Here is a 13,434-nt window from a genome sequence, read left to right as displayed (position 1 = left end):
GTCTCAAATATTTTTGTACGGACTACAATGAAAACGATTGAAATAGATGACGACCTATATCGCTATATCGCCAGCCATACTCAACATATCGGTGAGAGCGCATCTGAGATTTTACGCAGAATGTTACAAGTCACTGAACAAACGTTGCTCACTGCAGAGAGTTCGGTGGTGATCCCAGAAGCTGCTCCTAAGGCGAAAGCGGTGAACGATAAAAAGCCTGCTGAGCGTGTTCGTGCAGTCCGTGAACTCCTGCTTTCCGATGAGTATGCTGAGCAAAAGAGGGCCGTCAACCGTTTCATGTTGATACTCTCTACGCTTTACCAACTTGATACAGAAGCCTTTGCGCAGGCGACCCAATCGATGCAGGGACGGACTCGTCTTTATTTTGCGGGTGACGAATTAACATTATTACAAAGCGGTAATCATACTAAACCTAAGCATATCGCACATACCCCTTACTGGGTGATCACCAATACCAATACGGGTCGCAAGTGCAGTATGATCGAACATATTATGCAAACAATGAAGTTACCGCAGGAACTGACAGATAAAGTTTGCGGAACGCTATAAATACACTACCTGTACCGGAGAAGGACTCATGGCAACTCACCCTAGAGCTGGACAGCCAGCTGGGCAAAATGATTTGATTAATGTCGCACAGCTGACGGCTCAATATTATGTACTGACTCCTGATTTAGCTAACACGGAGCATGCTGTGAAGTTTGGTACCTCTGGACATCGCGGTAGTGCGGCACGCCATAGTTTTAATGAAGCGCATATTTTAGCCATAGCGCAAGCCATTGCAGAAGAACGCCAAAAACAAGGTATTACTGGCCCTTGTTATGTTGGTAAAGACACGCATGCGCTCTCAGAGCCTGCGATGATCTCGGTACTGGAAGTTCTGCTGGCTAATGGTGTTGAAGTGATTATTCAATCTGATAATGGCTACACGCCGACACCTGCTATTTCTAATGCGATTCTCGTACATAATCTTCAGCAAGGTCCACAAGCAGATGGTATCGTTATCACTCCATCGCACAATCCCCCTGAAGACGGTGGTATAAAGTACAATCCACCCAATGGCGGCCCGGCGGATACGAATGTGACTAAAGTGGTTGAAGATCGGGCTAATGCGCTGATTCAATCCGGGTTACAAGGGGTTAAACGCCTTTCTGTTTCAGAAGTCCATGCCAGTCCGTTATTAAAACAAGTTGATCTTATTCAACCTTACGTAGAAGGTCTTGCTGAGGTTATTGATTTTGATGCAATAAAAAAAGCAGGATTACATATCGGTGTCGATCCGCTAGGGGGTAGCGGTATTGAGTACTGGAAGCGTATTGCCGAGCATTACGCACTTGATATCACCTTGGTCAATGACCATGTGGATCAGACATTTCGCTTTATGCATCTAGATAAAGACGGTGCAGTTCGGATGGATTGCTCTTCTGAATGTGCGATGGCGGGTTTACTGGCCTATCGTGAGCAGTTTGATTTAGCATTTGGTAACGATCCCGATTATGACCGTCACGGCATTGTCACGCCTGCTGGATTGATGAACCCCAACCACTATCTTGCTGTTGCAATCAATTACCTTTTCCAACATCGCCCGCAATGGGGCCAAGATGTTGCTGTCGGTAAAACCCTAGTATCGAGTGCGATGATTGACCGTGTAGTTAAGGATATTGGACGTAAACTGATTGAAGTGCCGGTCGGCTTCAAATGGTTCGTCGAGGGGCTTTACGAGGGGACGTTAGGTTTTGGCGGAGAAGAGAGCGCCGGGGCCTCCTTCCTTCGTTTTGATGGTTCTGCATGGTCGACGGATAAAGATGGCATTATTATGTGTCTTCTTGCCGCAGAAATTACGGCAGTTACTGGAAAAAACCCACAGCAACATTACGATGAGCTTGCTGAAAAGTTTGGTTCCCCCAGCTACAATCGTTTACAAGCCGCGGCAACGTCTGCACAAAAAAGTGCATTATCTAAACTTTCACCCGAAATGGTTAGCGCCGATACTCTTGCCGGGGATCCCATTATTGCTCGTCTCACGCGTGCGCCAGGTAATGATGCTTCGATTGGCGGGCTAAAGGTGATGACAGAGAATGGATGGTTTGCGGCGCGTCCTTCTGGCACTGAAGATGCTTATAAGATTTACTGTGAAAGTTTCCTCGGTGCTGAACATCGACTGCGTATTGAAAAAGAAGCGGTAGAAATTGTCAGCGAAGTCTTGAAAAACGCGTAATTCTTATGCTGTAAAAAGGCGCCTAGATGGCGCCTTTTTTGTTTTTTGACTACACTTATGACCTATTTATAAACACTTACTGGTCTATTTTTTACTAAAAAAATTGAAAAGGATGACAATCCATGAAGCTTACACTTGCCAGATTTTATTGGCCTGCCGAGGCTCTGGTCGAGGCACTGGACTTTCCTGACGTTGTTCAAAGTGAAGCGGGCTCAGTAAGCGTTTCTATTATCGATATTCCGTTAACGCATAAAAGTATTAATGCATTATTAACGCCGCCGTTTTATTTAGAGCAGTGGTTTCAAGAACAAGGTCTCTATCTCGATACATTGTGCGGTGTCGTGATTGATAACTATTATCCCCCTGAACATCCCGATAGCTCAAAGATTAGGCGAGTTTTTTGTCTACTAGCGGATGAGCTCGATGTGATTCCTATTATTAATAAGAATGATTTATCGGATTCAACTCAATGGGAACATTTTATTGAACAGGTAAGTGTATTACATGAGTTCAATCAACTGTTGAACGAGACATTGACTGCACATCGGTTGATTGAGTTTCATACCCGCTACAAAATGTTATTTCTCGCCCATTCACAACCTGCTTATCGTCAGTTGGGGCCATTGATCGCTCAGATAAAACATGAGCCTTCTTTGCATGACTTTGCCCACCAATATCGTCAACATTTTATGCGTTTACTTCGTTACCCAGCAACAGTACAAAATCACACTAATGTCGTGATGCATCTGCAAGGTTACTTTCGTAAGAAAGTGAGTGATGAAGCGCGTCAGCAGCTAACGACACTGATTCATCAATACCGACTGGGTGAGATTTCTTTGCAGGCCGTTAAACATCAGCTTCGTCTTTTACAAGAGGCCGCTCCCCACGGTTGGTTAGCTCAACAACGTTACCTTTATCCTTGGTTTATTGAATACGACTTATAGGCGCTATAACATGTCGCAGCAGCATTTAGTATGGTTTCGCCACGATTTACGTTTACGTGATAATCCCGCGCTTTCTGCCGCGTGTCTAGATAATGAAGCAGAGGTGCTTGCGTTATGGTGTATTACTCCGGACCAGTGGCAACACCATAACGTTTCTCCACGGCAGCTCAACTATCAATATGATGCGTTGCGCGTTTTACAGCAGGATTTACGGGAACTTGGCATTCCTTTATTAATTATTGAGAGTAAAGACTATCACTCCCTTGAGCAGGATTTTATCCGCTTATGTGCGGAACATAAGATAGATAAGGTTTTTTATAATCATCAATATGAATTGAACGAACGCCAACGGGATCAGCGTATTGAAGCGCTTTGCGATCAAAATAAGATTATCTGCCAAGGCTTTAATGATGCAACGATTTTTCCTCCCGGAACGGTGCTGACTGGGCAGGGTAAGATGTATCATGTCTTTACGCCTTTTGCGCGAGCGGTATTAAAAAAACTTGTAGCAGAGGAGATAGAATGCAGCCCTCTGCCTCATAAACGCAAATATCCTTCGTCGGTATGCGGTTCGACGCTCCGTGACTTCTCCAGTCCGGAAGGACAATATGACACAACACGATTTCCGCTAGGACATGATGCTGCACTACATCGATTACGCGACTTTTCAACACATCAGGTAGAACATTACGCAGACAAACGCGATTTACCGGCTGACGACGACACCAGTCTTCTCTCTGCGGCCTTGGCGATAGGGCTTCTTTCTCCCAAACAATGTGTCAAACGTATTGTTCATGATTACCCTAATGTTTTTGAACAGCCCGGCGGCCCAGCAACCTGGCTTAACGAATTAATTTGGCGAGATTTTTATCGGCATTTATTAGTCTCGGAACCTCAGCTTTGTCGTTATAAACCTTTTCAAACTTGGACTGATCATATTCAATGGCAAAATAATCAACAACAGTTCACGGCTTGGTGTGAAGGTAATACCGGATTTCCTATTGTTGATGCGGGGATGCGTCAACTAAACAAAACGGGGTGGATGCATAATCGATTACGTATGGTGTGTGCGAGCTTTTTAGTCAAAGATCTGCTGATTGATTGGCGATGGGGAGAGCGTTATTTCTCTCAACAGCTTATTGATGGTGATCTTGCTGCGAACAATGGCGGTTGGCAATGGGCAGCCTCTACCGGTACCGATGCCGCACCATACTTTCGTATTTTTAATCCTACGCGCCAAGGCGAGCGTTTCGACCCTCAGGGAAAATTTATACGTCAGTGGCTGCCTGAGCTCAGCGCAGTACCTGAAAAAAGTATTCACGAACCTTGGCTATGGGCTGACAAGCTAAAGAAGAAACTTGATTATGCCAGGCCAATTGTGGAGCATCGTCAAGCACGAGAGGCTACTTTACGGGCCTTTGAAGATGCGCGTAAATATCGATAATTGTAAGAGTTAGGATACTGAATGAAAAACACCCTCTTAGAACAGCATATTGATGGGTACTTAAATAGCCATCAGTTCAAAGATTACGCACCTAATGGCTTACAAGTCGAAGGACGGGAATCCGTTAAGCGGATTGTAACTGGTGTCACGGCTTGCCAAGCATTACTCGATCGTGCGGTTGAGTTAGAGGCCGATGCCATCATCGTGCACCACGGCTATTTTTGGAAAAATGAGCCGGTAGTCATTAAAAATATGAAGCGTCAACGATTAAAGACGCTGTTGGCTAACGATATTAATCTTTACGGATGGCATCTCCCTTTAGATGCACACCCGGAAGTGGGTAACAACGTTCAATTAGCAAAGTTGCTCGGTATCACCCTGAAAGGGGAAATTGAGCCTTATTTGTTGGAAGGGGAGTTTGAAAAACCACTGACGGCTGAACAACTTTCCCAACGTTTAGCCGAGAAATTACAACGGCAGCCACTGTATTGTGGCCCAGATGATCAAGCAGAGATAAAACGGATCGCTTGGTGCACTGGAGGTGCCCAAGACTTTATCGAGCGTGCGGCCGATGCAGGTGTCGACGCCTTTATAACGGGTGAGGTCTCAGAGCGGACTGTTCATATCGCCCGGGAAAGAGGTATACATTTTTTCGGTGCAGGACATCATGCTACAGAGCGTGGCGGTATCCAAGCATTAGGCGAATGGCTAAAACGTCATCATGGATTAGAGGTGACTTTTATTGATATTGAGAATCCCGTTTAGGTTAACGCCTTAAATACTCATAAAAAGATGATGTTCTCTTAACCCTTTCACAAATAACTGATAATGTAATCTAACGTATCATTGACCTATTGTGACAGTCACTAGGGAGTGAGCCTTGTTAGAGACGCGTTATTATATGTTGGGAGAAAAGACACTGGTCATCGAATCACCACCGCCAGTGTCTCTTTCTGTCCAACAACGTATTTGGGGACTTGCACAGACGGTCATTCATGAACCGACAGTGGCGGAAGTGGTTCCGGGTATGAATAACATTACCATCCATCTCACGCATATACCCACCTCTAAGCAGGAAGCGATAGCCTGTCTAAAACGTTGGTGGAATGATGCAGAATCTTACCAACCCCATTCTCGCAATATTGATATTCCGGTTATTTATGGTAAGCACTACGGCCCGGATCTTTTGTCGATGGCAGAGCAGGTAGGATTGACTCCCCAACAGGTTGTCGAACAACATACTGCAGCGCGCTATACCGTCTTTTTTATTGGGTTTCAGCCAGGATTCCCTTACTTATCGGGACTCTCTCCTGCACTAGCCTGTCCACGTCTTGCTGTTCCACGATTGCGGGTCCCAGCAGGCAGTGTAGGCATAGCGGGTAGCCAGACGGGAATCTATCCTCTTGCCTCTCCTGGAGGATGGCAAATCATTGGTCAAACGTCTCATCAATTATTTGATGAGAAAAGAGCTGACCCTTTCTTGCTCAGACCGGGTGATACGGTACGTTTTTTACCGCAAAAGGAGGGCGTATGCTAACGGTGATTAAAGCGGGTTTAGCTACGTCACTGCAAGACCAAGGACGTTTTGGTTTAGCGCAATTTGGGGTAGGTCGATGTGGCGCACTTGACCTTCCAGCAATGCAGACCGCGAATTTGCTGGTGGCAAATCCGAGAGAGTCAGCGGTAATTGAAATCACACAAGGTAATGCGGTATTTCAATTTGAGCGTGACTGTTGGTTTGCTTTGACCGGTGCAGAGTGCCAAAGTACCTTATCTGGACAAGCGGTGGTCACGGGATGGCGATATCATGCACGTGCGGGAGAGTGTTTACGATTACACTCCCCAATAAGAGGGATGCGGAGTTACTTAGCGGTCAGTGGCGGATTTAACTTACCGACCGTGATGGGGTCACAAAGCACTGATTTAAATGCTGGTTTCGGTGGATTTCAAGGTCGATTCTTGCAAAATGGTGATGTCCTGACCTTTAATGATCCATCACGAACCTTCAAGCGTTCGGTAGGGGTAAGACAGATCCTTTGGGGAAATCGTGTCAGGGTTATTCCCGGACCCGAATTTAAACAGTTTAGTCGTGACTCTCAACTGGCGTTTTGGCGTACTGGATGGACAGTGACGACGCAAAGTAACCGTATGGGACATCGACTACAGGGTCGAGTGCTAAAATTGACTCATCATCAAGAGTTACTTTCTCATGGAGTATTACCTGGAACCATTCAAGTCCCCCCCAGCGGTCAACCCGTTGTCCTATTAGCCGATGCCCAAACTACCGGTGGCTACGCTCGCATAGGGCAAGTCATCGATTGTGATCTTTATCATTTGGCACAATTGCGTCCACGTGAGCCGTTACATTTTATCTATTGTACTTTGGAGCAAGCTAAGATCGCTGCACGCGCACAGCAGCAAGTGCTGACGATGATCGAGTGGGGCGTTACACGAAATCAGTAAACGATAATTCTGCGCTATCTCATTGTTTTGAAGTGGCTATCTGAGAGTAAAACATGCACTTTTAGTGTCACGAGGGTGTTGTAGTTGACATTTGTTGACTACACTTATCCTATATTACTCTGGCTACCGTATTTAATAGGTACCGGTCCCATTAAATTTAACAAGGAGTTTTCACGTGGCAAAAAAAATTAATTTTCTGAGTGATCTCACCGGCTCGTTCTCTACACCTTGTAGTGAAAATCCAACGGTACGCATGATCGAAGCGGCTTACCAGAACGAAGGGATGAACGCGCGTTTTATCACTTGCGAAGTGGGACCCGAAACATTGTCACATGCGATCAATGGCGCGATTGCTATGGGATGGAAAGGATTTAGCTGCTCGCTGCCAAATAAACAAGAAGTCATTCAATATCTTGATGATTTAGATACCTCAGCACAGGTAATCGGTGCCGTAAACTGTGTAGTGATTAAAGAAGGGAAACTGACAGGGTATAACACGGACGGAAAAGGATTTATCGAAGCGCTTTGTGATATTACATCGGTTAAAGGAAAACATATCACGTTGTTAGGTGCGGGAGGGGCGGCCCGAGCCATTGCTGTCGAGGCGGCCTTAGCTGGAGCAAAACATATCACCCTCGTTAATCGTAATCAGGAACGTGGTGAAGCTCTTGTGAAGTTGATAGAAGAAAACACTAAAGCTAAAGCATCGTTCGTTAAGTGGACTAAACATGTCAGCATAGAAAGTGAAACTGAAATTTTGGTTAATGCCACCTCCATTGGCCTTAATGATGCACAAGCGATCCCTGATATTGATATGGATAGCCTTCACAAAGAGATGATTATCGCAGATGTGATCCCAAACCCACCGGAAACCAAGTTACTGCGTGAAGCCGCGAAGAAAGGGTGTACAACGCTTAACGGACTAAATATGTTGGTGAATCAAGGTGCGCAAAATATTTATAATTGGTTTGGAAAAAAAGTAGATCGTGAACCTATGAAAGCCTCTCTTAAAGAGATATTCGAGGCCAAATAAGTAAAAATGGGGAGCTAAAAGCTCCCCATTTTTACTGGATATGTTTAGCGTTTCGATTCAAATTTGCGTTCAGCATATCCGGTATACAGTTGACGAGGTCGTGCGATTTTCATTCCCTCTTCATGCATCTCGATCCAGTGAGAAATCCATCCAACTGTTCTCGCCATAGCGAAAATAACCGTAAACATAGAGGTTGGTATTCCCATTGCTTTCAAGATCAATCCTGAGTAAAAATCCACATTAGGATAGAGCTTACGTTCGATAAAATAAGGATCATTAAGGGCAATATGCTCAAGCTGCATCGCGACTTCTAAAAGATCGTCTTTCATACCGAGTTCTTCAAGAACTTCGTGGCAGGTTTCACGCATTACCGTGGCACGTGGGTCGTAATTTTTGTACACGCGATGCCCAAATCCCATTAAGCGGAATGAGTCATTTTTATCCTTCGCTCGACGTACGAACTCAGGAATATGCTCAACGCTGCTAATTTGTTCAAGCATATGCAAGGTTGCTTCGTTAGCCCCTCCATGAGCGGGCCCCCAAAGTGAAGCAATACCCGCAGCAATACATGCAAATGGGTTTGCACCTGAAGAACCAGCGGTTCTGACTGTAGACGTCGAGGCATTTTGTTCGTGATCAGCATGTAGGATAAGAATACGATCCATCGCTCGTTCAAGAACAGGGTTAATTTTGTACTCTTCACAAGGTGTGGCAAACATCATGTGTAAGAAGTTACCGGCATAAGAGAGATCGTTGCGCGGATAAACAAAAGGTTGACCGATTGAATACTTGTAACACATTGCTGCGACGGTTGGCATTTTAGAGAGAAGTCGGAAAGCAGCGATTTCCCGATGGCGAGGATTATTAACATCCATCGAATCGTGATAAAACGCGGCTAATGCGCCCGTAACGCCACACATGACAGCCATTGGATGTGAATCCCGACGAAATCCATGGAACAGTCGAGTAATTTGCTCGTGGATCATCGTATGGCGGGTCACTTGTGTTTTAAATTGCTGGTACTGTTCAGCAGTAGGAACTTCACCATTCAGGAGTATATAGCAAACTTCAAGGTAGTCAGATTGAGTTGCTAATTCGGCAATTGGGAATCCGCGATGTAGTAGGATACCTTCCTCACCATCAATATAGGTAATTTTAGATTCGCAAGAGGCGGTAGATGTGAAACCAGGATCGAAAGTGAAGACGCCATGAGTTCCTAACGTACGTACATCTATAACATCTTGGCCTAATGTTCCTTTAAGTACATTAAGGTCGACGACTGACTCACCGGAGCCTAGTGTAAGTGTCACCTTTTTATCTGTCATTTATTGCCTCCAAAAAGAACGGTTGGAACGGTATCCCAATACAGTTTCGCGAAATTGTTAAATTTTTGTCATCAATTTATATCAAAACTGAGTAAGGTCGTATAGAGCTCATCATGGGCTAAAATAAGGCGTTATCCTACGATATTTTCGTAACTAAGTAGGATGCCCTTGTTTTAAAATCATTTTACTTAATATTGCTGGATTTGAATGCTCAATAAAAAAAATCAGTTTCGTGATCGGGTCGATGGTTTCATAACCTTTAGCTATGAAACCATCGGCTCACAATAACAAAATTTCATTTTATGTTTTAGTGTGATTAGCTGTAAGAATAGTTATTTATTTACATCAAATCAGTAGATTAGCAATCGGTAAATATCAGTTATAGTGAGAGAGATCACTGATTTGTTTTTATTTACACAAAGAAATTGTAGAGTAATTGTAATAATAATGTGATCTATCTATAATCCCTACTAGGTCTCCGGATTTACCTGTTTCAGGAGGCAGCCAGCGTTTTTCGTCTAACACTGGATGTAACTGTTCTGTGCGTGAGCTTCACCAGAAGCTGGCAAACAGCAGGGCCGGAGGAGACAAAATAAAAAAGAGCTGTGTGGGCAAAACCGTGAATAAACAAAGACCTGTCAACTTGGATCTCTCGACGATCCGGTTTCCCGTTACTGCAATAGCATCCATTCTCCACCGTGTTTCAGGGGTTATTACCTTTGTTGCACTAGGTATTCTTCTTTGGCTGTTAGGGCTCTCTCTCTCATCTCCAGAAGGTTTCGATAAAGCCGCCGCTATTATGGGAAGTTTCTTCGTGAAATTCATCCTATGGGGAATTCTGACTGCGCTGGCTTACCACATTGTCGGAGGTATCCGTCATCTACTTGCGGACTTTGGCTTTATGGAAGAAACGATGGTTGCTGGCAAACGAAGTGCAATCGCTTCATTTGTTATTGCCGCCATATTGTCGATTTTAGCGGGGGTTCTCGTATGGTAAACAATGTATCCGCACTGGGAAGGAATGGCGTCCATGACTGGCTATTATTGCGTGCGGCAGCGATAGTCATTGCATTGTATGTAGTCTATATTCTCGGTTTTTTTGTTGTAAGTGGTCCAATAAACTACGATATATGGCGTGGGTTCTTTGCGACGTCATTCACTAAAGTCTTTACGCTCCTTACCCTACTGTCCATTCTTATTCACGGCTGGATCGGCATGTGGCAAGTCTTGACTGACTACGTTAAGAATTTAGCCATCCGTCTTGTTGTGCAACTGATCATCATCGTCGCATTAGCTAGCTATGCGATCTATGGAACATTTGTCGTGTGGGGTGCGTAATGAAACTGCCTGTTAGAGAATTTGATGCCATTGTTATTGGTGCGGGTGGCGCAGGAATGCGTGCCGCATTACAAATTTCAGAATCTGGTCAAAGTTGTGCATTATTGTCCAAAGTCTTTCCAACGCGTTCACATACCGTCTCTGCACAAGGTGGGATTACCGTTGCACTAGGAAATACTCACGAAGATAACTGGGAATGGCATATGTATGATACCGTCAAAGGTTCCGATTACATCGGCGACCAAGACGCGATCGAGTATATGTGTAAAACCGGCCCGGAAGCGATCTTAGAACTTGAACATATGGGGCTGCCGTTCTCTCGTCTGGAAGATGGACGCGTTTATCAACGTCCATTTGGTGGGCAATCCAAAAATTTCGGCGGTGAGCAAGCTGCACGTACCGCAGCGGCGGCTGACCGTACTGGACATGCTCTACTGCATACGCTGTATCAACAAAACTTAAAAAAGCAGACAACTATTTTTTCTGAATGGTACGCTTTAGATTTGGTGAAAAATGCCGATGGAGCAATAGTTGGTTGTACGGCCATTTGTATTGAAACTGGAGAAGTGGTCTATTTTAAAGCGCAAGCGACTGTTCTTGCGACGGGTGGCGCAGGGCGTATTTATCAGTCGACGACGAATGCACACATTAATACTGGCGATGGTGTGGGTATGGCGCTACGCGCGGGTGTGCCAGTTCAAGATATGGAAATGTGGCAATTCCACCCAACGGGTATTGCAGGTGCCGGCGTCCTCGTCACTGAGGGATGTCGTGGTGAAGGTGGCTACTTATTGAACAAGCATGGTGAGCGTTTTATGGAGCGTTATGCACCTAACGCCAAAGACCTTGCGGGTCGTGATGTCGTCGCGCGTTCGATGATGATAGAAATCCGTGAAGGGCGCGGGTGTGATGGTCCTTGGGGACCCCATCTGAAGCTTAAACTGGATCATCTCGGCAGTGAGGTGTTGGAATCACGTCTTCCCGGTATTCTTGAGCTATCACGTACCTTCGCGCATGTCGATCCAATTAAAGAGCCAATCCCAGTTATCCCAACTTGCCATTATATGATGGGCGGCATCCCAACCAAAGTATCAGGTCAAGCCTTGACGGTTGACGAGCAAGGTAATGATGTCGTCATACCAGGATTGTTTGCTGTGGGTGAGATTGCTTGCGTATCGGTACACGGGGCAAACCGCTTAGGTGGGAATTCGCTATTAGATTTGGTCGTTTTTGGCCGCGCTGCCGGTATACACTTACAAGAATCGATCACATCTCAAGGTAAACTGCGTGACGCTACGGAAGAAGAGATTAACCAAGCGATGAGTCGTTATCAGCGTTGGGAAAACAACCGTGAAGGTGAAGATCCTGCTGAAATTCGCAAAGCGCTTCAAACCTGTATGCAGCATAACTTCTCAGTTTTCCGTGAGGGGGATGCGATGGCAAACGGTCTTGAAGAGCTTAAATCTATCCGTCAACGTTTACAAAATGCACGTCTTGATGATCGTTCGCCAGATTTCAACACACAGCGTATTGAATGTCTTGAACTCGATAACTTGATGGAAACGGCCTATGCAACCGCGGTTGCCGCTAACTATCGTACGGAAAGTCGTGGTGCACACAGTCGTTTTGATTATCCAGATCGTGATGACGAAAAATGGTTATGTCATAGCCTCTATCTGCCACAGAGTGAGAGTATGACCCGGCGAGAGGTGAATATGCAGCCTACACTGCGTGCACCATTCCCTCCTAAAGTGCGTACTTATTAATTGGCGGAGAGACCGATGAAACTCGAATTTTCTGTATATCGCTATAACCCAGAAGTCGACGATGCTCCGCGTATGCAAGATTATACGCTGGAGGCGGAAGAAGGGCGTGACATGATGTTGCTGGATGCGCTCATCAAGTTAAAAGAGCAAGATCCGACCTTAGCTTTTCGTCGCTCATGCCGTGAAGGGGTTTGCGGCTCCGACGGCATCAATATGAATGGTAAGAATGGGCTGGCTTGTATTACCCCGGTATCTGCCCTATCAGGAAAAGGTAAAATTGTCATTCGTCCCTTACCTGGTTTGCCGGTTATTCGTGACCTAGTAGTCGATATGGCACAGTTTTATACTCAATATGAAAAGATTAAACCTTTCTTGTTGAATGATAATAAAAATCCACCAGCGCGTGAATTTTTACAATCACCTGATGAACGTGCTCATCTTGATGGGTTATATGAATGTATACTTTGCGCGTGTTGTTCCACCTCGTGCCCCTCTTTCTGGTGGAATCCCGATAAATTTATCGGTCCGGCTGGGTTACTTGCAGCTTATCGATTCCTGATCGATAGCCGAGATACAGAGACGGAATCGCGCTTAGATAATTTGGACGATGCATTTAGTGTATTTCGTTGCCATAGCATTATGAATTGTGTCAATGTTTGTCCTAAAGGGCTCAATCCTACTAAAGCGATTGGTCATATTAAATCCATGTTACTAAAACGTGGTGCATAAAGCGGATTTACGGGGGGAATTTCCCCCCGTTTGCTTATGGATGCTTTGCCAATTGGACTAAAGACTGTCAGTCTGCTTGGCAAAGGTTCCCCTACGGGAGCAGGATTTATCGCACTCGTATTGCTGGACCGTTAGAACAGAGAGGTTTCTGTT

At 45.2% G+C, this 13,434-nt stretch carries 13 protein-coding genes; 12 read left to right on the top strand and 1 reads right to left on the bottom strand.

The genetic code is table 11. The features are described 5' to 3' along the window. Positions 1-27: 27 nt before the first annotated feature. The 8 genes from seqA (at position 28) to aroE (ending at position 8,123) form a co-directional block, all read left to right on the top strand. Positions 28-570 (top strand): replication initiation negative regulator SeqA, encoded by a 543-nt coding sequence (seqA, locus tag HGT73_RS06620; protein ID WP_214212894.1) that lies wholly within the window; start codon positions 28-30, stop codon positions 568-570. 28 nt (positions 571-598) lie between these two features. Then, positions 599-2,239 (top strand): phosphoglucomutase (alpha-D-glucose-1,6-bisphosphate-dependent), encoded by a 1,641-nt coding sequence (gene pgm / locus HGT73_RS06615; protein WP_214212892.1) that lies wholly within the window; start codon positions 599-601, stop codon positions 2,237-2,239. Positions 2,240-2,361: 122 nt separating this feature from the next. After that, the gene (locus HGT73_RS06610; protein ID WP_214212890.1) at positions 2,362-3,183 is read left to right on the top strand and encodes a YbgA family protein; all 822 of its coding nucleotides are present in this window, start codon (positions 2,362-2,364) and stop codon (positions 3,181-3,183) included. A gap of 10 nt (positions 3,184-3,193) precedes the next feature. Continuing rightward, the gene (gene phrB, locus HGT73_RS06605) at positions 3,194-4,627 is read left to right on the top strand and encodes a deoxyribodipyrimidine photo-lyase (RefSeq protein WP_214212888.1); all 1,434 of its coding nucleotides are present in this window, start codon (positions 3,194-3,196) and stop codon (positions 4,625-4,627) included. Between the two features lie 21 nt (positions 4,628-4,648). Further along, a complete protein-coding gene (locus HGT73_RS06600; protein ID WP_214212887.1) occupies positions 4,649-5,392 on the top strand; it encodes a type 2 GTP cyclohydrolase I in 744 nt (247 codons plus the stop codon). Positions 5,393-5,507: 115 nt separating this feature from the next. Next, positions 5,508-6,164: a 5-oxoprolinase subunit PxpB gene (gene pxpB, locus HGT73_RS06595; protein WP_214212885.1), complete on the top strand. Its 657-nt coding sequence runs from the start codon at positions 5,508-5,510 to the stop codon at positions 6,162-6,164. After that, a complete protein-coding gene (locus HGT73_RS06590) occupies positions 6,158-7,090 on the top strand; it encodes a 5-oxoprolinase subunit C family protein (RefSeq protein ID WP_214212883.1) in 933 nt (310 codons plus the stop codon). Before pxpB ends, HGT73_RS06590 begins: the two co-directional genes overlap by 7 nt. A gap of 175 nt (positions 7,091-7,265) precedes the next feature. Continuing rightward, entirely contained in the window at positions 7,266-8,123 is an 858-nt protein-coding gene (aroE, locus tag HGT73_RS06585) for a shikimate dehydrogenase (protein ID WP_214212881.1), read from the top strand. Between the two features lie 44 nt (positions 8,124-8,167). Here aroE and HGT73_RS06580 read toward each other — a convergent pair whose 3' ends face one another. After that, positions 8,168-9,448, bottom strand: a complete 1,281-nt coding sequence (locus HGT73_RS06580) for a citrate synthase (protein ID WP_214212879.1) — start codon at positions 9,446-9,448, stop codon at positions 8,168-8,170. Positions 9,449-10,055: 607 nt separating this feature from the next. Between HGT73_RS06580 and sdhC the strand changes: the two genes are divergently transcribed. Genes sdhC through HGT73_RS06560 form a run of 4 tightly spaced genes read left to right on the top strand, consistent with a single transcriptional unit; the run spans position 10,056 to position 13,281 of the window. Then, on the top strand, positions 10,056-10,445 hold the full coding sequence (sdhC, locus tag HGT73_RS06575) for a succinate dehydrogenase cytochrome b556 subunit (RefSeq protein ID WP_214212877.1): 390 nt from the start codon (positions 10,056-10,058) through the stop codon (positions 10,443-10,445). Then, on the top strand, positions 10,439-10,786 hold the full coding sequence (gene sdhD, locus HGT73_RS06570) for a succinate dehydrogenase membrane anchor subunit (RefSeq protein ID WP_214212875.1): 348 nt from the start codon (positions 10,439-10,441) through the stop codon (positions 10,784-10,786). The genes sdhC and sdhD overlap by 7 nt, the downstream gene beginning before the upstream one ends. Next, positions 10,786-12,552, top strand: coding sequence for a succinate dehydrogenase flavoprotein subunit (gene sdhA, locus HGT73_RS06565; RefSeq protein WP_214212873.1), 1,767 nt, complete (start codon positions 10,786-10,788; stop codon positions 12,550-12,552). Before sdhD ends, sdhA begins: the two co-directional genes overlap by 1 nt. Positions 12,553-12,567: 15 nt before the next feature. Continuing rightward, on the top strand, positions 12,568-13,281 hold the full coding sequence (locus HGT73_RS06560; protein ID WP_214212871.1) for a succinate dehydrogenase iron-sulfur subunit: 714 nt from the start codon (positions 12,568-12,570) through the stop codon (positions 13,279-13,281). The last annotated feature ends 153 nt before the right edge of the window (positions 13,282-13,434 follow it).

Origin of the sequence: Rosenbergiella australiborealis (assembly GCF_018494035.1) — a bacterium.
GTDB lineage: Bacteria > Pseudomonadota > Gammaproteobacteria > Enterobacterales > Enterobacteriaceae > Rosenbergiella > Rosenbergiella australiborealis.
Note: the sequence above shows the minus strand (reverse complement) of the source record. Positions and strands in the feature narration are given on the sequence as shown.

What these genes read in the sequence shown, in the direction of transcription:
- seqA (WP_214212894.1), top strand. Translation starts at nt 28, where the DNA reads ATGAAAACGATTGAAATAGATGACGACCTATATCGCTATATCGCCAGC.
- pgm (WP_214212892.1), top strand. Translation starts at nt 599, where the DNA reads ATGGCAACTCACCCTAGAGCTGGACAGCCAGCTGGGCAAAATGATTTG.
- HGT73_RS06610 (WP_214212890.1), top strand. Translation starts at nt 2,362, where the DNA reads ATGAAGCTTACACTTGCCAGATTTTATTGGCCTGCCGAGGCTCTGGTC.
- phrB (WP_214212888.1), top strand. Translation starts at nt 3,194, where the DNA reads ATGTCGCAGCAGCATTTAGTATGGTTTCGCCACGATTTACGTTTACGT.
- HGT73_RS06600 (WP_214212887.1), top strand. Translation starts at nt 4,649, where the DNA reads ATGAAAAACACCCTCTTAGAACAGCATATTGATGGGTACTTAAATAGC.
- HGT73_RS06590 (WP_214212883.1), top strand. Translation starts at nt 6,158, where the DNA reads ATGCTAACGGTGATTAAAGCGGGTTTAGCTACGTCACTGCAAGACCAA.
- HGT73_RS06580 (WP_214212879.1), bottom strand. Translation starts at nt 9,448, where the DNA reads ATGACAGATAAAAAGGTGACACTTACACTAGGCTCCGGTGAGTCAGTC.
- sdhD (WP_214212875.1), top strand. Translation starts at nt 10,439, where the DNA reads ATGGTAAACAATGTATCCGCACTGGGAAGGAATGGCGTCCATGACTGG.
- sdhA (WP_214212873.1), top strand. Translation starts at nt 10,786, where the DNA reads ATGAAACTGCCTGTTAGAGAATTTGATGCCATTGTTATTGGTGCGGGT.
- HGT73_RS06560 (WP_214212871.1), top strand. Translation starts at nt 12,568, where the DNA reads ATGAAACTCGAATTTTCTGTATATCGCTATAACCCAGAAGTCGACGAT.